At 71.3% G+C, this 19,963-nt stretch carries 20 protein-coding genes; 7 read left to right on the top strand and 13 right to left on the bottom strand.

The annotated features are described in order from the left end of the window. Positions 1-46: 46 nt before the first annotated feature. The 10 genes from QZV97_RS00370 to QZV97_RS00325 all read right to left on the bottom strand — a co-directional run bounded on the left by QZV97_RS00370 (position 47) and on the right by QZV97_RS00325 (position 8,793). Positions 47-664: a riboflavin synthase gene (locus tag QZV97_RS00370; protein ID WP_295636510.1), complete on the bottom strand. Its 618-nt coding sequence runs from the start codon at positions 662-664 to the stop codon at positions 47-49. 35 nt (positions 665-699) lie between these two features. Next, entirely contained in the window at positions 700-1,818 is a 1,119-nt protein-coding gene (gene ribD, locus QZV97_RS00365; protein ID WP_295636507.1) for a bifunctional diaminohydroxyphosphoribosylaminopyrimidine deaminase/5-amino-6-(5-phosphoribosylamino)uracil reductase RibD, read from the bottom strand. 18 nt (positions 1,819-1,836) lie between these two features. Further along, positions 1,837-2,898, bottom strand: a complete 1,062-nt coding sequence (locus tag QZV97_RS00360) for a prepilin-type N-terminal cleavage/methylation domain-containing protein (protein WP_295636504.1) — start codon at positions 2,896-2,898, stop codon at positions 1,837-1,839. 1 nt (position 2,899) lies between these two features. Further along, a complete protein-coding gene (locus QZV97_RS00355; RefSeq protein WP_295636501.1) occupies positions 2,900-4,228 on the bottom strand; it encodes a pilus assembly PilX N-terminal domain-containing protein in 1,329 nt (442 codons plus the stop codon). Continuing rightward, positions 4,225-4,878, bottom strand: a complete 654-nt coding sequence (locus tag QZV97_RS00350) for a prepilin-type N-terminal cleavage/methylation domain-containing protein (protein ID WP_295636498.1) — start codon at positions 4,876-4,878, stop codon at positions 4,225-4,227. Before QZV97_RS00350 ends, QZV97_RS00355 begins: the two co-directional genes overlap by 4 nt. Before the next feature lie 15 nt (positions 4,879-4,893). Then, on the bottom strand, positions 4,894-5,310 hold the full coding sequence (locus tag QZV97_RS00345; protein WP_295636495.1) for a type IV pilin protein: 417 nt from the start codon (positions 5,308-5,310) through the stop codon (positions 4,894-4,896). Between the two features lie 2 nt (positions 5,311-5,312). Beyond that, positions 5,313-5,843 carry a GspH/FimT family pseudopilin gene (locus QZV97_RS00340; RefSeq protein ID WP_295636492.1) on the bottom strand — a complete coding sequence of 177 codons (531 nt, stop codon included), beginning with the start codon at positions 5,841-5,843 and terminating at the stop codon, positions 5,313-5,315. A gap of 107 nt (positions 5,844-5,950) precedes the next feature. Then, positions 5,951-6,394 carry a transcriptional regulator NrdR gene (nrdR, locus tag QZV97_RS00335; protein WP_295636489.1) on the bottom strand — a complete coding sequence of 148 codons (444 nt, stop codon included), beginning with the start codon at positions 6,392-6,394 and terminating at the stop codon, positions 5,951-5,953. Positions 6,395-6,416: 22 nt separating this feature from the next. Further along, a complete protein-coding gene (gene glyA / locus QZV97_RS00330) occupies positions 6,417-7,667 on the bottom strand; it encodes a serine hydroxymethyltransferase (protein WP_295636487.1) in 1,251 nt (416 codons plus the stop codon). 208 nt (positions 7,668-7,875) lie between these two features. Further along, complete coding sequence (locus QZV97_RS00325) at positions 7,876-8,793, bottom strand: lytic transglycosylase domain-containing protein (RefSeq protein ID WP_295636484.1); 918 nt, start codon at positions 8,791-8,793, stop codon at positions 7,876-7,878. A 225-nt stretch (positions 8,794-9,018) separates the two neighbouring features. On the opposite strand from QZV97_RS00325, the gene QZV97_RS00320 reads away from it, so the two are divergent. Continuing rightward, positions 9,019-10,599, top strand: a complete 1,581-nt coding sequence (locus QZV97_RS00320) for a UbiD family decarboxylase (RefSeq protein ID WP_295636481.1) — start codon at positions 9,019-9,021, stop codon at positions 10,597-10,599. Positions 10,600-10,839: 240 nt separating this feature from the next. Here the strand turns inward: QZV97_RS00320 and QZV97_RS00315 are convergent, their stop codons facing one another. Beyond that, positions 10,840-11,640, bottom strand: coding sequence for a YdcF family protein (locus tag QZV97_RS00315; protein WP_295636477.1), 801 nt, complete (start codon positions 11,638-11,640; stop codon positions 10,840-10,842). Positions 11,641-11,734: 94 nt separating this feature from the next. Between QZV97_RS00315 and msrA the strand changes: the two genes are divergently transcribed. The 3 genes from msrA (at position 11,735) to QZV97_RS00300 (ending at position 14,878) form a co-directional block, all read left to right on the top strand. Beyond that, positions 11,735-12,283 (top strand): peptide-methionine (S)-S-oxide reductase MsrA, encoded by a 549-nt coding sequence (gene msrA / locus QZV97_RS00310; RefSeq protein WP_295636474.1) that lies wholly within the window; start codon positions 11,735-11,737, stop codon positions 12,281-12,283. 67 nt (positions 12,284-12,350) lie between these two features. Next, positions 12,351-12,701, top strand: coding sequence for a hypothetical protein (locus QZV97_RS00305; RefSeq protein ID WP_295636471.1), 351 nt, complete (start codon positions 12,351-12,353; stop codon positions 12,699-12,701). Positions 12,702-12,823: 122 nt separating this feature from the next. After that, positions 12,824-14,878, top strand: coding sequence for a TonB-dependent receptor (locus QZV97_RS00300; protein ID WP_295636468.1), 2,055 nt, complete (start codon positions 12,824-12,826; stop codon positions 14,876-14,878). A gap of 25 nt (positions 14,879-14,903) precedes the next feature. Here QZV97_RS00300 and pdxH read toward each other — a convergent pair whose 3' ends face one another. Next, positions 14,904-15,545: a pyridoxamine 5'-phosphate oxidase gene (pdxH, locus tag QZV97_RS00295; protein WP_295636465.1), complete on the bottom strand. Its 642-nt coding sequence runs from the start codon at positions 15,543-15,545 to the stop codon at positions 14,904-14,906. Positions 15,546-15,674: 129 nt separating this feature from the next. Here pdxH and QZV97_RS00290 point away from each other — a divergent pair, with 129 nt between their 5' ends. The 3 genes from QZV97_RS00290 to QZV97_RS00280 all read left to right on the top strand — a co-directional run bounded on the left by QZV97_RS00290 (position 15,675) and on the right by QZV97_RS00280 (position 19,220). Next, positions 15,675-16,136 (top strand): (2Fe-2S)-binding protein, encoded by a 462-nt coding sequence (locus QZV97_RS00290; RefSeq protein WP_295636462.1) that lies wholly within the window; start codon positions 15,675-15,677, stop codon positions 16,134-16,136. 57 nt (positions 16,137-16,193) lie between these two features. After that, entirely contained in the window at positions 16,194-18,374 is a 2,181-nt protein-coding gene (locus QZV97_RS00285; RefSeq protein WP_295636938.1) for a xanthine dehydrogenase family protein molybdopterin-binding subunit, read from the top strand. A 219-nt stretch (positions 18,375-18,593) separates the two neighbouring features. Further along, positions 18,594-19,220: a nucleotidyltransferase family protein gene (locus QZV97_RS00280; RefSeq protein WP_295636460.1), complete on the top strand. Its 627-nt coding sequence runs from the start codon at positions 18,594-18,596 to the stop codon at positions 19,218-19,220. A gap of 3 nt (positions 19,221-19,223) precedes the next feature. On the opposite strand, the gene QZV97_RS00275 is transcribed toward QZV97_RS00280, so the two are convergent. Further along, a complete protein-coding gene (locus QZV97_RS00275) occupies positions 19,224-19,874 on the bottom strand; it encodes a gamma-glutamylcyclotransferase (protein WP_295636459.1) in 651 nt (216 codons plus the stop codon). Positions 19,875-19,963 lie beyond the last annotated feature (89 nt).

The following is a 19,963-nucleotide window of genomic DNA, read 5'->3' as shown; positions in this document are numbered from 1 at the left end:
GGTGGCGCCCCTGGCCGACGCCCCGCGCCGCAGGAGGCGATGCGGCTTACTTCTCGCCCAGCATGCGCTCGACGTAGCGCGCGATCAGGTCGATCTCCAGGTTGACGCGCGCGCCGGTCGCCAGCAGCCCCAGCGTCGTGTGCTGCAGCGTGTGCGGGATCAGGTTGATGCTGATCTCGGTGGCGTCCGCGCTGTCGCTGACCCGGTTGACCGTGAGGCTGACGCCGTTGACGGTGATCGATCCCTTGTAGGCGAGGTAGCGGCCCAGCGCGCGCGGCGCCGCGATGCGCAGCTCCCAGGATTCGCCGACGGCCGCGAAGTGCGTGACCGTGCCGAGGCCGTCGACATGGCCGCTGACCAGATGGCCGCCGAGACGGTCGTGGGCGCGCAGGGCCTTCTCGAGGTTGACGGGTCCGGGCGAGGCGAGGCCTGCGGTCTTGTCCAGGCTCTCGGCCGACACGTCGACCGAGAACCAGCCGCCGTCCGCACCGAAGGCCGTGACGGTCATGCAGGCGCCGTTGAGCGCGATGCTGTCGCCCGGCTGCACGTCGGCCAGGTAGCCGGGGGGGACCGCGACGACGAGGCGCTTGCCGTGCGATGCGCCGTCGCCGAGCGCGACGACTTCGGTGATGCGGCCGAGGCCGCTGACGATGCCGGTGAACATGCGGCGATTGTCGCCGCGAGCGCGCGTCCCCGGCTTCAGAAGGCCGCGCGGCCCGGCGGCCGGGCGATCAGCCGCAGGTCGGGGCCGATGCGCTCGACGGCGCCGAACTCGAGGCGCAGGCCGTCGGCCAGTTGCTCCAGCGGGCCGAAGCGCGCCATCTCGCGGCCGCTGCCCAGCAGCATCGGGGCCAGGTAGACGAGAAACTCGTCGACCAGGCCGGCGCGGACCAGCGAGCCATTGAGCTTGTGGCCGGCCTCGACGTGCAGCTCGTTGACGCCCCGTCGCGCCAGGTCGTCGAGCATCGCGGCCAGGTCGACCTTGCCGTCCGCGCCTGGGCATGCGATGACGGCGACACCACGGTCCGCCAGCTGCGCCGCCTTGCTGCTGTCGCCGGTCTCGGCGACGTAGACCAGCACCTCGCCGGGCGGCTGCAGCACCCGCGCGTCGAGCGGGATCTCGAGTCGCGAGTCCACGACCACGCGCCGGGGCTGCAGGGCGGTCTCGACCTGCCGGACGTCGAGCCTCGGATCGTCGTCCAGCACGGTGCCGATGCCGGTCAGTACGGCGCCGGCGCGCTTGCGGAAGGCGTGCCCGTCGCTGCGGGCCGCCTCGCCGGTGATCCACTGGCTGGCGCCGTTGTCCAGCGCGGTGCGCCCGTCGAGCGAGGCGGCGATCTTCAGGCGCACCCAGGGCCGGCCGCGCTGCATGCGCGACAGGAAGCCGATGTTCAGCTCGCGCGCGGCGATGGTCACGGCATCGTCGGCCGGCAGCACGGTCACATCGATGCCGGCGGCACGCAGACGCGCGATGCCCTGGCCCGCAACGAGCGGATTCGGATCCTGCAGCGCCACCAGCACACGACCGACGCGCGCCGCGACCAGCGCATCGCAGCAGGGCGGCGTGCGGCCGTGGTGGGCGCAGGGCTCGAGCGTGACGTAGGCCGTGGCGCCTTGCAGGTCCTGGCCGGCGGCGGCTTGCAGGGCCATGAGCTCGGCGTGGGCCGAGCCGGCGCGCTGCGTCGAACCGACCGCGATCAGCCGCCCGTCGGCCGCGGCCAGCACGCAGCCGACCCGTGGGTTGGGGTCGCTCAGGCCGATGGCATCGGCCGCGTGGCGCAAGGCGAGCGCCCAGGCGTCGGAAGCGCTGAGGTTCACGATCGAGACGATAACCGCTCAGGGCTGGTGCGGCGCGGTGCCGGCGGGGCAGGCGCCGGTGGAGAGCAAGAGGAAGTTCTGGTGCTGCAGCGACCGGGCCACGAGCGTGTACACGGCCGGGTGCCAGTCGTTGTCGGTGGTGGCTGCGTCGGGCGTGTCGCGGCAGACCGACCGGCCTGCGGCCGGAGCCGGCAGCACGGCTGATCGACCCGACCACGCGCGCGGGGTGCCGGGGTCGCCGTCGTGGTCGGCGGCGCGCATCAGGCAGCGGTAGTGGCGCAGGCCGACGATCGTCCGGCCGTCGTTGTGGTCGACGGCGTCCCCGACGACGCACTCGGGCACCGCCAGCAGGTGCTGCGCGTCGGTGATGACGATGTCGGTCACCGCGGCGAGCCAGTCGCCGCGCAGATCGCCGCGCAGCAGGTAGGCCGGCAAGGGGGTGCAGCTGGCAGCGATGTCGGTGTCGCTGCCCGGCGCTGCGGCACAAGTCGCCGTCACGGCGCCCGATGCGTCGTCGAAGACCAGGTGTCCGCCGCTGGCGCCCAGCCAGGGCAGGGTGCTGCGGCCGCGGTTGCTTCCCTCGAGCCGTGTCGCCTCGAACGGGATGTCGAGCGCGCGTTCCCTGGGCCGCAGGTAGCGGTCGCTCTGCGGCACCGGCAGGCCGAGGCTGCCGCCGTCGGCGGGGTCGCTGCGGGCGATCAGCGACACGAGGCGCACGCTGGCTGCATCGCCGCTGCGGTCGGTCCAGTCGACGCGGACCTCGACGCGCCGCTCGCTGGCGTCGGCGTCGCCGTCGACGGCCCAGTGGCGCTCGTAGCGGGTGTTGCTGGCGATCGTCGGCAGGTCCTGGCCGCCGGCGAGCTCGGCGTAGCTGGGGTGGCCGGACGCCGCGACGACCCGGGCGAAGCTGCGCAGATCCTCGAGCCGGGACTGCGCGAGTTGCGTGGCCTCGGTGCGCTGGCGGGCGAGGTCGGCATGCCGGGCCAGGCCGACGTGCAGGCCGGTCAGCGCCAGCATGCCGATCGACATGACCGCCAGCGCGATCAGCGCCTCGATCAGCGTGAAGCCGCGTGCGCGCACGTCAGTGTCCCGGGTTGCAGGCTTGCGCCGGGTCGTCGCTGCTGCAGCGTGCGTCCTGCCAGCTGCCGGGCAGGCGGGCCAGGATGCCGATGCGAGTGCGCAGCCGAGCCAGCACATCCGGGTCGTGGCGGATCGTGCCGGTGCCGCCGGCGGTGAGTCGGCCGCGCGCGACCAGCGCGCCGTGCAGTTGCGCGTCGACGGTGGCCACCGAGTCCGACGTGTCGATGTAGACCAGCCCGTGCATCGGCACGCCGCCTTCGAGCGCCAGACGGCCCCGCACGACGACCATGACCGGCCGCTCTGGCGTGCCGATCGAACCGCCGGGCCAGCCGGCGGCATCGAGCCGCAGATCACCGTCGACGACGAAGCTGTCGTGGCCGTCGGCGTGGGCTGCCTGCATGGCGACACCACAGCCGGCGCCGCTGCAGCTGGCGATGCGATAGGTCGTGGGCGTGGTCGCGAACTGTGCCGGTGTGGCGCCGAACCACGCGATGAAGAGGGCGGCGCCGTCGGCATCCTGTGCGGCGAGTCGCGCCAGCGACTCGTCGCGCGCGATCACGGCATTGGCGGGAGGGCTGCCGGGCAGTGTCGTCACGCTGCGGGCCGTGTCGACGTCGACGGCGCCTCCCGCGTGGACGACGTAGCCCTGGGTGCGGATGTCGGCGTTCGTGAGCCGCAAGGCGCCGTTGATCGTCACGGCATCGCCGGCCGTGACGGCGGCGACAGGGATCGATCGGATGGCGGGGCGCAGCTTCAGTACCGCCTGCACGGTGGCCGTGGCGTCGGCCGGGCCCAGGGCAGTGCCCGGCACGCATTGCGTGCCGAGGCCGCTGCAGCCTCGCGACACGATGTGCAGGCTCTCCGGGTCGCCCCGTACGGCAGAGAACTCGACCGTGAAGCCGGGCGCGTCGTCACGCAGCGACGGGGCCGAGTCGTCGGAGGGGCAACTGCACGACAGCGCGGTGGCATCGAGACTGCAACCGGGTCGCGCTGCCGAAGCGGGTGCGAATGCGAGGCCGGTCGTCAGTGGCGTGTAGCGAACGCGGAACGAACGCGCCGCGCCGGCGGCGCCGGTCACGGGCCGGCAGGCGGCGTCGATCGTGCGCGGGTCGTTGAGTCGTGCCGTGGCCCACTCGAGACCGGCCTCGGCGGCCTCGAAGGCCTGCACCGAGCGGTACTGGTTGGCCGAGCTTCGCTGCTCGAACAGCAACGACCGATTGGCGAAGAAGGCCACCATCGTCATTGCGAACAGCAGCACCAGCGCCACGCCGAGCGCGCCGAGACCTCGCTGGGCGTGCCGGCGCGCTCGTGGCGACGGGCGATGCTTCATGGGCAATCCACGGCGGCGACTTCGTCGTTGCGCACGCGGACCGCCTCGTGGATCTGGCGTTGGATCTGCGAGTCGCTCGCCGATTCGCCGTGCAACTCGAGACGGTAGCTGCGCACGGTCAGGCTGGGGCAGGCCGTGGTGGTGGCGTCGCAGGCCGGGTGGCACAGGTGCCCGAGCGGGATCGTCAACCGCCGGGGCGAGACGACGAAACGCGTGACGCGCAGGACCGCAGGGTCCGTCAGCGCCTGCCAGCTCCCGCCGTTCAAGGTCTGCAACGTTCCCTGGGACAGGCGGAAGCCGGTCGCCTCGCTGAGATCGACGAGGTCGTTCTCGGTCGTGTCGCGCGAGAAGCTGTAGGTCGTGACGTCAGTGCCGGGGCCGACCGACGGGGTGATGTCGCGGTAGGGGTTGGGGCGGCGCGGGGGCACCGTCGCTGCCAGGGCCTGCTGCCAGAAGCCGGCGCGACGCAGGTCGCGCGCGACGAGTGCGGCGGCGGCCCTCAGGTCCTGGTGCAGCCTGGCCTCGAGCAGCAGCCGGCGGCTGTCGCGAAGATGCTCGACGAAGAGCCGCGTGGCGCCGCCGGCGATCAGCAGGCCCACCGCGCAGCCGAGCAGCAGCTCGATCAGCGAGAGACCTCGTTGCGGGCGCATGCGATCCATGCGGCTTCAGCGGTTCCAGCACAGCCTGGGTGAGGCCGAGCCCGATGCGCCGTGAACGACCTGGCCGCCCTGCAGGCCGAGGCTCAGCGTGGTGCAGGCGCCGTCCGGCCACTGCGCCGTCGCCGTGGCGGTGTAGCCGTCGGCCGAGGCGGTGCTGATCGAGAGGCGGTAGCGGTCGGGCACCGCCGCGCTCAGACCCAGCAGCGCAAGGTCGTCGGTGTAGCGGGAGTGGTTGGCACGCCAGCGTTCCTGGGCCTGCTGCACCTGGTAGAGCGCGCTGATCGCATCGGTGCGGCGTCCCTTGTTCAGCTGCGCGGCGTAGCTCGGATAGGCCAGCGTCGCCAGGACGCCGGCGATGACGACGACGATGAGCAGCTCGATCAGGCTGTAGCCACGCTGCGCGGTGAACCGGCGGGACGTCATGTTCAGCACTCCCGGTAGCCGCCGATCGCACCGGACGGCGAGCAGGACCGCACCCGGCCCATGATGTTGACGACGTGGTGGATCGCCCGGCCGTCGCTGCCGGTGACGCGGATCGTCGCGGCCGGGCTGCTGGTGCCGTGACGCGGGTCGTAGACGATCGACCCGACGTTGGCGTGGATGCTGCTGCGGCTGCCCGGTGGCAGCAGGACGCTCTTCAGCGCTCGCGCACCCGGTCCGCAGCTGGCCAGACCCTCGGACTGGCAGGTGCAGCTTCCGGCCGGGCCGCTGTGCAGCACGTAGCAGCTGCTGCCTCCGGGCAGCGTCGTGAAGCTGGCGCGCAGCGACTGGTTGCGCGCGACCGCCTCCGAGCGCAGGTACTGCAGGTCGGTGGCGAGTTCGCTGGCGACCCCTTCGGTGTGGCGACGCTGCAGCACGTCGCCGAAGCCGGGCAGCGCGATGGTCGCGGCACTGGCGAGGATCGCGAGCGTGGCGCCGGTCTCGATGAAGGTCAGTCCTCGTTGTGCGTGCTTCAAGCGAGCCCCCTTGCCGCGTCGGTGAATCGATGCGGTCAATCTAGGCGCGCACTATCGAGGCTGCACTCCCCCCGCGGAGGGGCGAGCGGGGGTCGCTCTCGCGGCCCTCAGATGTCCTTGATCAGACGGCTGAACTCGTCGACGCCCTCGAAGCTGCGGTAGACGCTGGCAAAGCGGACGTAGGCGACCTTGTCGAGCTTCTTGAGCTCGCGCATCACCATCTCGCCGATCCTGGTCGACGGGACCTCGTTGGCGGCGGTGGCGAGCATCTTCTCCTCGATCCTGCCGAGCGCGGCATCCACCTGGTCGGTGCTGACCGGGCGCTTGCGCAGGGCCAGCAGCATCGACGCCCGGATCTTGCCGCGATCGAACTCGCTGCGGCTGCCGTCCTTCTTGACGACGGCCGGCATCGCCAGCTCGGCGCGCTCGTAGGTCGTGAAGCGCTTGTCGCAGGACGGGCAGCGGCGGCGACGACGGATGACATCGCCTTCGTCGGACTCCCGGGTCTCGGCGACCTGGGTGTCCTCGTGGCTGCAGAAGGGGCAGCGCATGGTGTCGGCGGCCCCGCGGTGCTCAGCGGTAGACCGGGAACTCGCGCGTCAGTGCGGCCACCTTGGCCCGTACCGCGGCGAGGTTGGCCTCATCGTGCGGCCTATCCAGCACGTCGGCGATCAGGTGGGCGGTCTGGATGGCCTGCGCTTCCTTGAAGCCGCGCGTCGTCATCGCCGGGCTGCCCAGGCGGATGCCGCTGGTGACCATCGGCTTCTGCGGATCGTTCGGGATGCCGTTCTTGTTGCAGGTCATGTGCGCGGCCCCGAGGATGGCCTCGGCTTCCTTGCCGGTCAGGTTCTTGGGCCGCAGGTCGACCAGCATCACGTGGCTCTCGGTGCGCCCCGAGACGATGCGCAGGCCGCGCTCGACCAGCGTGGTGGCCAGCGCCGAGGCGTTCTTCACCACCTGTTGCTGGTAGGCCTTGAACTCGGGCGACAGCGCCTCCTTGAAGGCGACCGCCTTGCCGGCGATGACGTGCATCAGCGGCCCGCCCTGGAGTCCCGGGAAGATCGCGCTGTTGATCTTCTTCGCGATGTCCTCGTTGTTCGTCACGATGATGCCGCCGCGCGGGCCGCGCAGGCTCTTGTGCGTGGTCGAGGTGACCACGTCGGCGAAGGGCACCGGGTTCGGGTAGACGCCGGCAGCGATCAGGCCGGCGTAATGCGCCATGTCGACCATGAAATAGGCGCCGACCGCCTTGGCGACCTTCGCGAAGCGCTCCCAGTCGATCCGCAGCGCATAGGCCGACGCGCCGGCGATGATGAGCTTGGGCTTGTGCTCGTGGGCCAGCCGCTCCATCGCGTCGTAGTCGATCTCTTCCTTCGCGTTCAGGCCGTAGCTGACGACCTTGAACCACTTGCCGCTCATGTTGAGCGCCATGCCGTGCGTCAGATGGCCGCCTTCGGCGAGGCTCATGCCCATGATGGTGTCGCCCGGCTGCAGCAGCGCGAAGAAGACGCCCTGGTTGGCCTGCGAGCCGGAGTTGGCCTGGACGTTGGCGAACTGCGCGGCGTAGATCTGCTTGAGCCGGTCGATCGCCAGCTGCTCGACCACGTCGACGTTCTCGCAGCCGCCGTAGTAGCGCTTGCCGGGGTAGCCCTCGGCGTACTTGTTGGTCAGCTGGCTGCCCTGTGCGGCCATCACGGCCGGGCTGGTGTAGTTCTCCGACGCGATGAGCTCGATGTGCTCTTCCTGGCGGTGGTTCTCGGCCTGGATCGCGGCCCAGACCTCGGGGTCCACGAGGGCGACGGTGGAAGTCGATCGGTCGAACATGATGCGGGAGTCCTCTGCGGTCAGCGGTGTCCGACCCGGGGGCCGTCGACACTGTCGACGGGTCGGGACGTGGCGCAGGCGAGCGGCGGGTGCGGAGCGTCCGGCCGCGCTTCGCGGTGGTTGCCCACCTCGGGCCCGGGACGGCCCTATCGCCTTTGCACGGCGGCCGCAGTGTAGCGGAGCGTCGGTGGGCGGCGCCCGCCCGCCGCTAGCGCAGGGCGATGGTCTGGGCGACCGTCGCCGTCGGCTGGCCCTCGGCGGCCGGCGGCGCAGCCTCCGGCGCGGCCCCACCCGCAGCTGGCACCACGGACGGAGTGACGATCAGGGGCGCCGTCACGGCGACGTTGCGGCCCGAGGCCACGGAGCGCAGGTAGCTCTGCTCGGCCAGCACCTTGGCGGCATAACCTCCATCGTCGGGCAGGTTGGCCGCGCCGACGTAGTAGCGCAGGCCGCCTTCCAGGCTGCCGGCGCGCGCGATGCACTCCTTCAGCACCTGCACGCCGACGCGCAGATTGGTCACCGGGTCGAAGGCCGCATGGGTTCCGCCGAACGCCTCGTACTTGTCGTCGTGAATGCGGGTCATGACCTGCATCAGGCCCTGGGCGCCGACCGGGCTCTGCGCAAACGGGTTGAAGCTTGACTCGATGGCCATGATCGCGAGGATCAGCGTCGGGTCGAGTCGCGCCCGCTGACCGACCTGCCAGGCCTCCTGGACCAGGCGGCTGACGGGTTCAGGTGCCACTCGATAGCGACGCGCCAGCCACGAGGCCACGGCAGCCTGCTGGCGATCCAGGTCGCGCGGATCCACGGCGGTAGCTCGGCCGACGGCGTCCCGGTCGCCCAGCGCGACGGCGAGGGCCGCGCCCGACGAGGGGTCGACCTCCACGCGCGCTTCCTGGCGCGACTGCAGCCAGTCGAGCGCGCGCTCTTCGAGCGAGTGCCTCAGGTCCGCGCGCGTCGCGAAGAACATCGACAGCGCAACCACGGCCAGGCCGACCAGGGCCAGCGAGTTGTGGCAGACCTCGAGCAGGCCGTGCCCCGCATCCTTGAGAAAGACCGCCAGCGGGCGGCCCAACGACGTGGCCGATCGGGCGAGCGACCGTTGTACTGACTGAAACGCTGTCATGCCTCTCCTTTCGACGAGCGCGGAACGGACCGGTCGGGTCCTGGATCCCGCGGAGATAATCCTCCCCGTTACATATGGCCGGACTGGTGGCAGAACCGGCGAGGGCTGAATTACCTGCAGCGTGGCGCCTTTGATCGGCGCGGGTTATCCCTAGCGGGGCGGAGTGTAGGTAGCCCTGTAATAACCAGTCAAGACTATCAAACAAGCCCTTTATTCTTCCAGAGAATGAAATACCGCGACCTGCGTGAATTCCTTGCCGGACTCGAGCAGCTCGGGGACCTGCGGCGCGTCGCAGAGCCAGTGTCGGCGCGGCTTGAGATGACAGCGCTCAGTGACCGGGTGCTCCGGGCGGCCGGACCGGCCCTGCTGTTCACATGCCCGACTCGAGGGGGCATTGGTTACAAATTTCCTGTGCTGACCAACCTGTTCGGAACCCCTCGGCGCGTCGCCCGAGGCATGGGTGCCGACGATGTCGGGGAGCTGCGCGAGGTCGGCCGCGTGCTGGCCAGCCTGAAGGAGCCCGACCCGCCACGCAGCCTGAAGGACGGCGGCCGACTGCTCCAGATGCTGAAGGCCCTGTGGGACATGAAGCCGGCCAGCGTGCGCCAACCAGCCTGCCAGCAGGTGGTCTGGGAGGGGGTCGACGTCGACCTGGGCCGGCTGCCAGTGCAGACCTGCTGGCCGGGGGATGCCGGCCCGCTGATCACCTGGGGCCTGGTGATCACGCGCGGCCCGCAGGTGGGGCCCGCGCCGCGGCTGCGGCAGAACCTGGGCATCTACCGCCAGCAGGTGATCGGCCCGCGCCAGACCATCATGCGATGGCTGGCGCACCGGGGCGGCGCGCTGGACTTCCGCGACTTCGCGCTGGCCTATCCGGGCCGGCCCTTCCCGATGGCGGTCGCGTTGGGCGCTGATCCCGCCACGATCCTGGGCGCGGTCACTCCGGTGCCCGACAGCCTGAGCGAGTACCAGTTCGCCGGCCTGCTGCGCGGCAGCCGGACCGAACTGGCCGCGTCCGGCGTCGGCGAGGGCGACCTCAAGCTCCAGGTCCCGGCGAGTGCGGAGTTCGTGCTCGAGGGCCACATCCCGCCAGCTGATGCGGGCTACACGGGGCAGAGCGAGCATGGAATACCGCTGAAGGAGAAGGGCGGGTACTTGCACGCACTGGAAGGGCCCTTCGGCGACCACACCGGCTACTACAACGAACAGGACTGGTTCCCCGTCTTCCAGATCGACCGCATCACCCATCGCGACGATCCGATCTACCACTCCACCTACACCGGCAAGCCGCCCGACGAGCCGGCGGTGCTGGGGGTCGCGCTCAACGAGGTGTTCGTGCCGATCCTGCAGAAGCAGTTTCCGGAGATCACGGATTTCTACCTGCCGCCCGAAGGCTGCAGCTACCGGATGGCCGTCGTCAGCATCCGCAAGAGCTACCCCGGCCACGCGAAGCGCGTGATGTTCGGGCTGTGGAGCTTCCTGCGCCAGTTCATGTACACGAAGTTCATCGTCGTGACCGACGAGGACGTCGACATCCGCAGCTGGCCCGATGTGGTCTGGGCCATCACGACGCGGATGGATCCGGTGCGCGACACGACCCTGGTCGAGCAGACGCCGATCGACTACCTGGACTTTGCCTCGCCGGTGTCCGGCCTCGGCGGCAAGATGGGACTCGACGCCACGAGCAAGTGGCCCGGAGAGACGGCGCGAGAGTGGGGCCGGACGATCGCGATGGATGCCGACGTCGAGCAGCGCGTCGACGCGATCTTCACGGCGTTGATGCGCGATCGTCCCGTCGGCAGCTAGCCGACAGCGACGGATCGCAATCGCGCGTGCGCGCTCCATAGGCGCAAAGGCTTTGAAATGGAGCGCCTCGCCGCCTAGTCTTGTCAGGCTTGCAACGCAAGCATCCCAAAGGACGCAGTCTCTGCGCGCCAGGGGCCCTGGACCGAATATCTCCGGAGCTCCGAAGGTGGCTACGCCACCTCACCCCTCCTGCCGTGACGGCAAGAGGGGTTTCTGCTTTCTGGGGCCGGCAAGTCGCGGTCAACGCTCGGCGCGCAGCGCCAGCCTTTCGCGCAGCACCAGCCGGACCTGCTCGAAGCCGCGGCTGCTGGGCAGCCAGTCCAGCAGCGCGCGGTCGGCCGGCACGAAGTAGCCCATCGGCGCGGCAACCAGATCGATCGATCCGCCGCCGATGCGCTCGAAGGCACGCAGCGCACGCGGCATGTGCCACGCGTGCGTCACCAGCACGATGCGCCGGATGCCGGCGCCCTTCAGCAGCCGGATGCTGAAGACGGCGTTCTCGACCGTGTCGCGCGAGTCGGGCTCGATCCACTGGATCGGCTTGAGGAAGTCCCGCTCGGCGACGCGTCGTGCGATCTCGGCCTCCGTCGCCCCGACGTCGCGGCGCTGGGACCAGCCGGTGCCACCGCTGAAGGCGATCGGCAGGCCGGTGGCGCGGGCCAGGTGGACACCGAATCGCAGCCGCTCGAGCGAGTCCGGGCTCAGGTCCGCCGCACCGAACTCGGGAGCGCGCGGCACCTGGCCACCCCCCAGGACCAGGATGGCGGTCGTCGGACTCGGTTCGGCCTTGGCCGGCTTCAGCGCGGCGATCTGCGCCTCGTCCAGCGGGTCGGGCGGCGGCAGGGCGACGGCTTGCAGCCAGCGACCCGCGCCCTGGCAGCAACTCAGCCACACCAGCGCGATGCCCAGCCAGAGCAGCGTCCTGCCGAGCCAGCGCCGCCAGGCCAGCAGCCGGGCGCCGATCAGGACGATCAGCAGGAAGGGCAGCGGGGGCAGCAGCAGTGCGGTCAGCACCGGCTTGAGGGCGTCGATGTCGGGCATGTAAGCAAGGCGCGCGCAGGGCGACCGATTGTGGCGTCAGGCCCGCAGGACCTGGCTGCGGCATGATCACCCTCACTTCTATCGAGCGAGCACGATGAACACGAACGCAGGATCCGAAGTCGCCACGCTCGGCGGCGGTTGCTTCTGGTGCACCGAGGCGGTGTTCCTCGACGTCGAAGGCGTGCTCGCCGTCGAGTCGGGCTACTGCAACGGCCACGTGTCGAACCCGAGCTACGAGCAGGTCTGCAGCGGCGACACCGGCCATGCGGAGGTCGTGCGCGTGAGCTTCGACCCGCAGCGCATCGCGTTCCGCGAACTGCTCGAGATCTTCTTCGTCGTGCATGACCCGACCACGCTCAACCGCCAGGGCAACGATGTCGGTACCCAGTACCGCTCGGGCATCTACACGCACGGCGACGAGCAGGACCGCATCGCGCGTGAGGTGATCGCCGAGCTGCAGGCCAGCGGGGCCATGCGCGGCAAGGTCGTGACCGAGGTGACGCCGGAGCGCAACTACTGGCGCGCCGAGGCCTACCACCAGAACTACTTCGCCCAGCATCCCGGGCAGGGCTACTGCGCCTTCGTCGTCGCGCCCAAGGTCGAGAAGTTCCGCAAGACCTTCGCGGCGCGCCAGCGCCGCTGAGGGCTTGACGCCTTGCGTATGCATCCGGCATGAGCATCGCGTCGCTCCGCCGTCCATGAGGGTCCCGATGCGTCCGCGCGTCGATCGCCGGCTGGCGGCGTTGCTGCTGGTCGCGTTGCTGTGGGCGCAGGCCCTGGGCCTGGCGCACCGTACGACGCACGGCCTGGCGTCGGCAGCCCACGCGACCGCCGCGATCGAAGCCGCCCACGCGAGCGACAGCCCGTTCGGCCACGACGAGAGCGAGGCTGCCCAGTGCCGGCTCTTCGATCAGCTGGCGCTCGGCGAGCCGCTGGCAGCGTCGGGTGAGGCTCCGGCGGCAGTGGCCGGCTCCTCGTGCGCGGCGGCACCCGCCGTCCGCGTCGCGGCGACGTCCTCGCTCGCCGCCTACCTGGCGCGGGCTCCACCGACGGTCGGCTGAGCCTGTCGTCGACCGGCGCCACGGCGCCCGTCGATCCGCCATCGCCGTCGCCGCGGGCATCGTCCCGGGGCGGACGCGCACCCGCCCCCTTCGATGGAGCCCGCTCGCGCGGGCCTGAACCCATGCGCTCGATCCTGAATCCCCTCGCGGCGGCCTGGCCTGCCGTCGCCCTGACCTGCCTCGGCGCGGCATCGCCCGCCCAGGCGCAATCCACCCCGACCCCGTCCGGCACCCTGCCGCCCGTGGTCGTGACCGGCAACCCGCTGGGCAGCGACGGCATCGCCACACCGAGCGACGTGCTCGCCGGCCCCGGTCTCGTGGTGCGTCGCGGCAGCAGCCTCGGCGAGACGCTGTCGGGCCTGCCCGGCGTGTCGTCGACCTACTTCGGCCCCAATGCCAATCGGCCGGTGATCCGCGGCCAGGACGGCGACCGCATCCGCGTGCTCAGCAACGCGGGCGCGACGCTCGACGCGTCGGCCTTGAGCTTCGACCACGCCGTGCCGATCGACCCGCTGGCGGTCGAGCGCATCGAGGTGCTGCGCGGGCCGGCGGCGCTGCTGTACGGCGGCAGCGCGGTCGGCGGCGTCGTCAACGCGATCGACAACCGCATTCCCAAGGCGCCGATCGACGGCGTCGACGGTGCGATCGAGCTGCGCGGCGGCGGTGCCGATCGACAGCGTGCCGCGTCGGCGCTGGTCGAGACGGGAGGGCCGGGCCTTGCGATCCACGCCGACGGTTTCAAGCGCCGCACCGACGACCTGCGCGTGCCGGACTTCGACCGCCCGGTGGACGGCGGCAGCGAACGCCGCGACCGGATCGTCAACTCGGCCAGCGACGCGCGCGGCGGCGCGCTCGGCGCGTCGCTGCTGTGGGACCACGGCTACCTCGGCGCCTCGTTCGACACCTACCGCAACGACTACGGCATCGTCGCCGAGGACGACGTGCTGATCCGCATGAAGCGCGACAAGTTCGCGCTGGCCGGCGAGTGGCGCGACGGGGGCGGCGCGATCCGCGCGGTCCGGGCGCGCCTGCAGTCGACCGACTACCGCCACGAGGAGGTCGAAGGCACGGACGAGGTCGGCACGACCTTCCGCAACGAAGGCCAGGACGGCCGCATCGAGATCGAACATGCCCCGCTCGGCAATCTGCGTGGCGTGTTCGGTTTGCAGGCCGAGACCGCGAAGTTCTCGGCGCTGGGCGAGGAAGCCTTCGTGCCGAGCACCCGCACGCGGCAGGCGGCGCTGTTCGCCTACGAGGAACTGCAACTGGAAGGCGCCTCGCGCCTGAGCTTCGGCGGGCGCGTCGAGCGCCATGCGCTCGACTCCGCCGGCGACGAGGCCGGCGCCGACCCGCGCTTCGGCGCGCCTCAGCAACGCCGCTTCACCACCGGCAGCGCGGCGTTCGGCGGCATCCGCGACCTCGCCGGGCTGCTGGGCGCCGGCTGGCAGCTCAGCGGCAATCTCGCCTACACCGAGCGTGCCCCCACCAACTACGAGCTCTTCGCCAACGGCGTGCACATCGCGACCGCGGCCTTCGAGCGCGGCGATGTGGGTCTCGGCAAGGAGAAGGGCGGCAACCTCGACGTCGCGCTGGAGTGGAAGGCCGGTCACGACCGCGTGCGGGCCGGCGTGTTCACGAGCCGCTACTCGAACTACATCGCCTTGCTGCGCACCGGCGAGCCGGACTTCGTCAACGACGAGGGCGAGGCCTTCCCGGTCTACGGCTTTCGCGGCGTGAAGGCGCGCCTCAGCGGTGTCGAGCTCGAAGGCGCCTGGCGGGCCTTCGAAGCGCACGGCGCACTCGATCTCGACGCCCAGCTCGACGCCGTGCGCGCCACGAACCTGGACACCGGCGAGCCCTTGCCGCGGATCGCGCCGCTGCGGCTCAAGCTCGGGGCGGTCTACGCGCTGGCGGGCTGGCAGCTGCGCGGCGAGGTCGTGCGCGCCAGCCGCCAGGACCGCGTGCCGGGCGACGACGTGCCGACGGCCGGGTACACGCTCGTGAACCTCGCCCTCAGCAAGCAGGTGATGCTGGCCGGCAACGACGCGCTGTTCTTCCTGCGGCTCGACAACCTGACCGACGAACTGGCGTTCAACGCCGCGTCGATCGCGACGGTGCGGGACCTAGCGCCGCTGCCGGGACGCAGTCTCAGCGCCGGGCTGCGACTCAGCTTCTGAAAGGAAGGCGACGGCCGGCCTGGCGCTACGGCGCCAGGCGCTCGCGCAGCCAGTGCCCGTCGTCCTGGCGCAGGTAGCGCAGCCGGTCGTGCAGCCGGCTGCGCCGCCCCTGCCAGAACTCCCAGCGATCCGGGACCAGCCGGTAGCCGCCCCAATGCGGCGGGCGCGGCGGGTTCAGCGCGTAGCGGGCGCCGGCCTTGGCGGCGTTGGCGACCAGCACGGCGCGCGAGGCGATCACCTGACTCTGCGGCGACGCCCAGGCGCCGAGGCGCGAGTCGAGGGGGCGCGACTGGAAGTAGGCGTCGGATTCGGCCGCCTCGGTCTTCTCGACACGGCCTTCGATGCGCACCACGCGCTCGAGCTCGACCCAGTGGAACTGCAGCGCCGCGAACGGGCTGCCGGCCAGCTCGCGACCCTTGCGGCTCTCGTAGTTCGTGTACCAGGTGAGTCCGCGCGCGTCGCAGCCCTTGATCAGCACGACGCGCGTCGACGGCCGGCCGTCGGGGCCGACGGTGGCCAGCGTCATCGCGTTCGGTTCGGGCAGTTCGGCCTTCAGCGCCTGGTCCAGCCACAGCTCGAACTGCGCCAGCGGGTCGGCGGCCGACTGCGTTTCGTCGAGTTCGCCGTGTTCGTAGCTCTTGCGCAGGGCGGCGATGTCTTTCTCCATGAACAAAAGTGTAGGGCGCAAGCGACCCGGCGCTTGCCCCCGTCGGCCGCTCGGGATTGGACGCACTGCGCCGGTGCCGGGCCGTCGCAGGCGCACAGTCCGCGCCTTTGGCCTTCTCCAGGAGCTTCGATGAGCACGAGCTTCACCCTCAACGGCAAGGCCGTCCGCGTCGATGCCGATCCCTCGACCCCGCTGCTGTGGACCCTGCGTGACAACCTGGCGATGACCGGGACCAAGTTCGGCTGTGGCATCGCCGCCTGCGGCGCCTGCACCGTGCACCTGAACGGCCAGCCGACGCGGTCCTGCGTGCTGCCGGTGTCGTCGGTCGCGGGCCAGAAGGTCACGACCATCGAGGCCGTCGGCGCCGACAAGGTCGGCAAGGCCGTCCAGGCGGCGTGGATCAAGCACGACGTCGCGCAATGCGGCTACTGCCAGAGCGGTCAGATCATGAGCGCGACCGGTCTGCTCAAGGGCAACAGGAAGCCCAGCGACGCCGACATCGACGCCGCGATGGCGGGCAATGTGTGCCGCTGCGGCACCTACCAGCGCATCCGCGCGGCGATCCACGACGCCGCCAAGAGCCTGGCCTGACAGGAGCCGACCATGCAACACGCACTGCTAGCCAAGCGCCTCTCGGACGACGTCGAGATGCCCGCCAGCCCGAGCGGCTTCGACCGCCGCGACTTCCTCAAGCTCAGCGCCGCAGCCGGTGGCGGCCTGGCGGTCAGCTGGTCGCCGGTGGCCAGCGCCGCCGACGCCGCGCCGGCCGCTCCCAAGCCGCCGGCCGATCCGGCGCCCTTCCTCCGCATCCTGTCCGACAACACCGTCGAGATCCGCGTCAACCGTCTCGACTTCGGCCAGGGCGCGCTGACCGCGCTGCCGATGCTGGTGGCCGAGGAACTGGACGTCGACTGGAAGCAGGTGCGCGCCAGCCTCGCGCCGGCCGGCGACGCCTACAAGGACCCGGTGTTCGGCATCCAGATGACCGGTGGCTCGAGCGCCGTGCCCAACTCGTGGATCCAGTACCGTCAGGTCGGTGCGGCGACGCGGATGATGCTGGTCGCTGCGGCCGCCGAGCAGTGGAAGGTGCCGGCCGCCGAATGCAAGACCGGCAGCGGCAAGGTGCGCCACGGCAAGCGCAGTGCGACCTACGCCTCGCTGGCCGCCGCCGCGGCGCGCCAGCCGGTGCCGGCCCAGGTGACGCTGAAGACGCCCGACCAGTACCGCATCATCGGCAAGAGCCAGGGCCGCATCGACGCGGTGGCCGTGGCCTCTGGCAAGAAGAACTACGGCATCGACCAGCGCCTGCCCGGCATGAAGGTCGCCGTGCTGCTGCGCGCGCCGACCTTCGGCGGCCAGGTCGCGAGCCATGACGCGAGCAAGGCCCGGGCGATCGCCGGCGTCGTCGACGTGTTCGAGGTGCCGACCGATCGCGGCGGCACGGGCCTGGCGGTGATCGCCGACGGCTACTGGCCCGCCAAGCAGGCGCGCGATGCGCTGCAGGTGCAGTGGAAGCCGGGCGTCGGCGGCACGGTCAGCTCGACCGCGCTGATCGCGCAGTACCGCGACGAGGCCAAGGCGCCGAAGCTCGTCGCGCTGAAGGGCGACGTCGCGGCGCTGGCGGGCGCGCCGAAGAAGATCAGTGCCGAGTACGAGTTCCCCTATCTCGCGCACGCGCCGATGGAGCCGCTGAACGCGAGCTTCGATCTGAAGGGCGACCGCGCGACCGTCTGGGCGGGCACGCAGTTCCAGACCATCGACCAGATGGCGATCGCGCAGACCCTGGGCCTCAAGCCCGAGCAGGTCACGCTGAACACGCTGCCGGCCGGCGGCGGCTTCGGCCGGCGTGCGGTGCCGAGCTCGGACTACCTGCGCGAAGGCGCGGCGATCGCCAAGGCCTGGGCCGCACGCCCGGGCGGCGGCGCGCCGCTGAAGGTGATGTGGAGCCGCGAGGACGACATCAAGGGCGGCTACTACCGCCCGGCCCACGTGCACCGCGTCGACATCGGCCTGGATGCCAAGGGCCAGGTGCTGGCCTGGGACCACGCGATCGTCGGCCAGTCGCTGCTGAAGGGCACGCCCTTCGAGGCCTTCCTCGTCAAGGACGGTGTCGACGGCACGATGACCGAGGGCGTGGTCGAGAACAACTATGCGGTGCCGATGCGCGTGCGCATCAGCCATCCCGAGGTGGCGGTGCCGGTGCTGTGGTGGCGCTCGGTCGGTCACACCCACACCGGCTTCGTGATGGAAACGCTGGCCGACGAGGTGGCGCGCGTCGCGGGCCAGGACCCGGTGGCGTGGCGGCTGGCGAAGCTCGACCCGAAGAAGCACGCCCGCCACGTCGCGGCGCTGAAGCTCGCGGTCGACAAGTCCGGCTACGGCAAGGCCCTGCCGGCGGGGCACGCCTGGGGCGTGGCGGTGCACGAGTCCTTCGGCTCGGTGGTCGCCTACGTCGTCGACGTGTCGGTCGTCGACGGGCGGCCCAAGGTCCACGCGGTGACGGCCGGCGTGCATGCCAACCAGGTCGTCAACCCGGTCGCGGCCGAAGCGCAGATCCAGGGCGGCGTCGTGTTCGGCATCGGCATGACGCAACCGGGCTTCGCGATCACGCTGAAGGACGGCGTCGTCGAGCAGAGCCAGTTCAGCGACTATTCGCCGCCGCGCATGCCCGACGCGCCCGTGGTCGCGGTGCACTTCGTGCCCAGCACCGAGCCGCCGACCGGCCTCGGCGAGCCGGGGGTGCCGCCGATCGCGCCGGCCATCGCCAACGCGGTGGCCGCGCTGACCGGCAAGCGACTGCGCAAGCTGCCGTTCGACACGCTCGCCTGAGGCTCACTGCCCCGAAACGCAGCAGTCGGCCGGGCCTGCCCACCGTTTGTCGGGGCAGGCCCTGTCCCTGCGTGACGGACCGTCGACGCACAGGGCCGCAGGCGCGGGGAAGGCCTTAGGTGAAGCTCCCACTTCCCGCAGACCGCCGGCCGCGGTCTGATGAGGACACTCGCGGGGACAAGGACCTGCGGCTCACGAAGACAACGCAGGGAGCGTTCGGTGGTGCAGGAACCGGTATTGGTCGTGTTGGCGGCAGGCCGCGGTTCGCGGTTCGGCGGCGCGACACACAAGCTCGAGCAGCCTTTCGGCGCCTCGACGGTACTCGGCTGCACCCTGTCGAACGCGATGCAGAGCGGCCTGCCGCTCGTCATCGTCACCACACCGGCCCTGAGTGCATGCGTGGCTTCGATGGTCGCGGCACGCGACATCGTGCTGGTGCCCGAGGTCGGGCAGGACGACAGCGGGTTGCCGCTGGGCATGGGCTACTCGATCGCCTGCGGCGTGTCGGCCCGTGCCAATGCGGGCGGCTGGCTCGTGTTGCCGGGCGACATGCCGCTGGTCGAGCCGGCGACGCTGCGTGCGGTGGCGGCCGCGATGCCGCAGCACCCGGTCGTCTATGCGCAGTACCGCGGTCGGCGCGGCCACCCCGTGGCGTTCGCGGCCGAGATCTACTCCGAACTGGTCACGCTGGGCGGGGACGAGGGCGCACGCCGACTGATCGGGCGCTACCCGGCGCACGGCGTCGACGTCGAGGACGCCGGCGTGCTGATGGACCTCGACACCGGCGACGACCTCGAGCGCATGCGCGCCTTCGAGGTCAGCCGCAGCGGCGCGCAGCTGGCCTGAGGCTCAGGCGGTCAGGCCGGCGCGGCGCGCCAGCGCCACCTGGCGCTCGATCGCGGCGTCGCGGATGCCGCAGCGGCGCAGGCAGGCGGCGGTCTCCACCAGATAGTCGAGCGTGCTGCCGAAGCGGCCGCGCGCATGGCGCAGGATGCCGAGCAGCGTGTCGTCGTCGATGTCGCCCGTGAAGTTGGGGCTGGTGCGGCTGAGCGTGAACGCGAGCGCCGTCACCGGACCCTGCGAGGTCTGGCACTGCAGCCACTTCGGATCGTAGACACCGGTGAACATCTCGCGGTCCCAGAGGCGCCGCAACTCGGCGTCGGCGCGCGCCGCCTCGATCCGGTAGACCATGCCCGAGCACGAGCCGCCGGGCACCAGCGCGCACACCAGACCGGGCCGCTCCGGCGTGCCGCGATTGATGCGCGAGCGCATCTGCAGCGCGCGGTGCTGGCCGTGGACCCGCGCGAGGCGCTGCTCGGCGGCGTCGAATTCCGGCCGCCAGATCAGCGAGGCATAGCCGAAGACCCAGAGATCGCGATGGCCGCGTGCCGCCATCGTGCGGGCCAGCAGCGGTTCGGGGTCGCGCAGCGGCGTGACCGCCATCGCGCCGCCACCGTCGACGCAGGCCGGTTCGGGGTCGAAATCGAGACCTTGCTGCACGGCAACAAGGTAGCGTCCCGCGGCCGTCGGCGTCAAGGGGCAGGGCGCGCCCGCATCGCGCGAAAAGCCACGTGCCGCACGCCGTTTAC

The organism is uncultured Methylibium sp., from assembly GCF_902826655.1.
GTDB lineage: Bacteria > Pseudomonadota > Gammaproteobacteria > Burkholderiales > Burkholderiaceae_C > Methylibium.
This window is presented reverse-complemented; position numbering and strand designations above follow the sequence as displayed.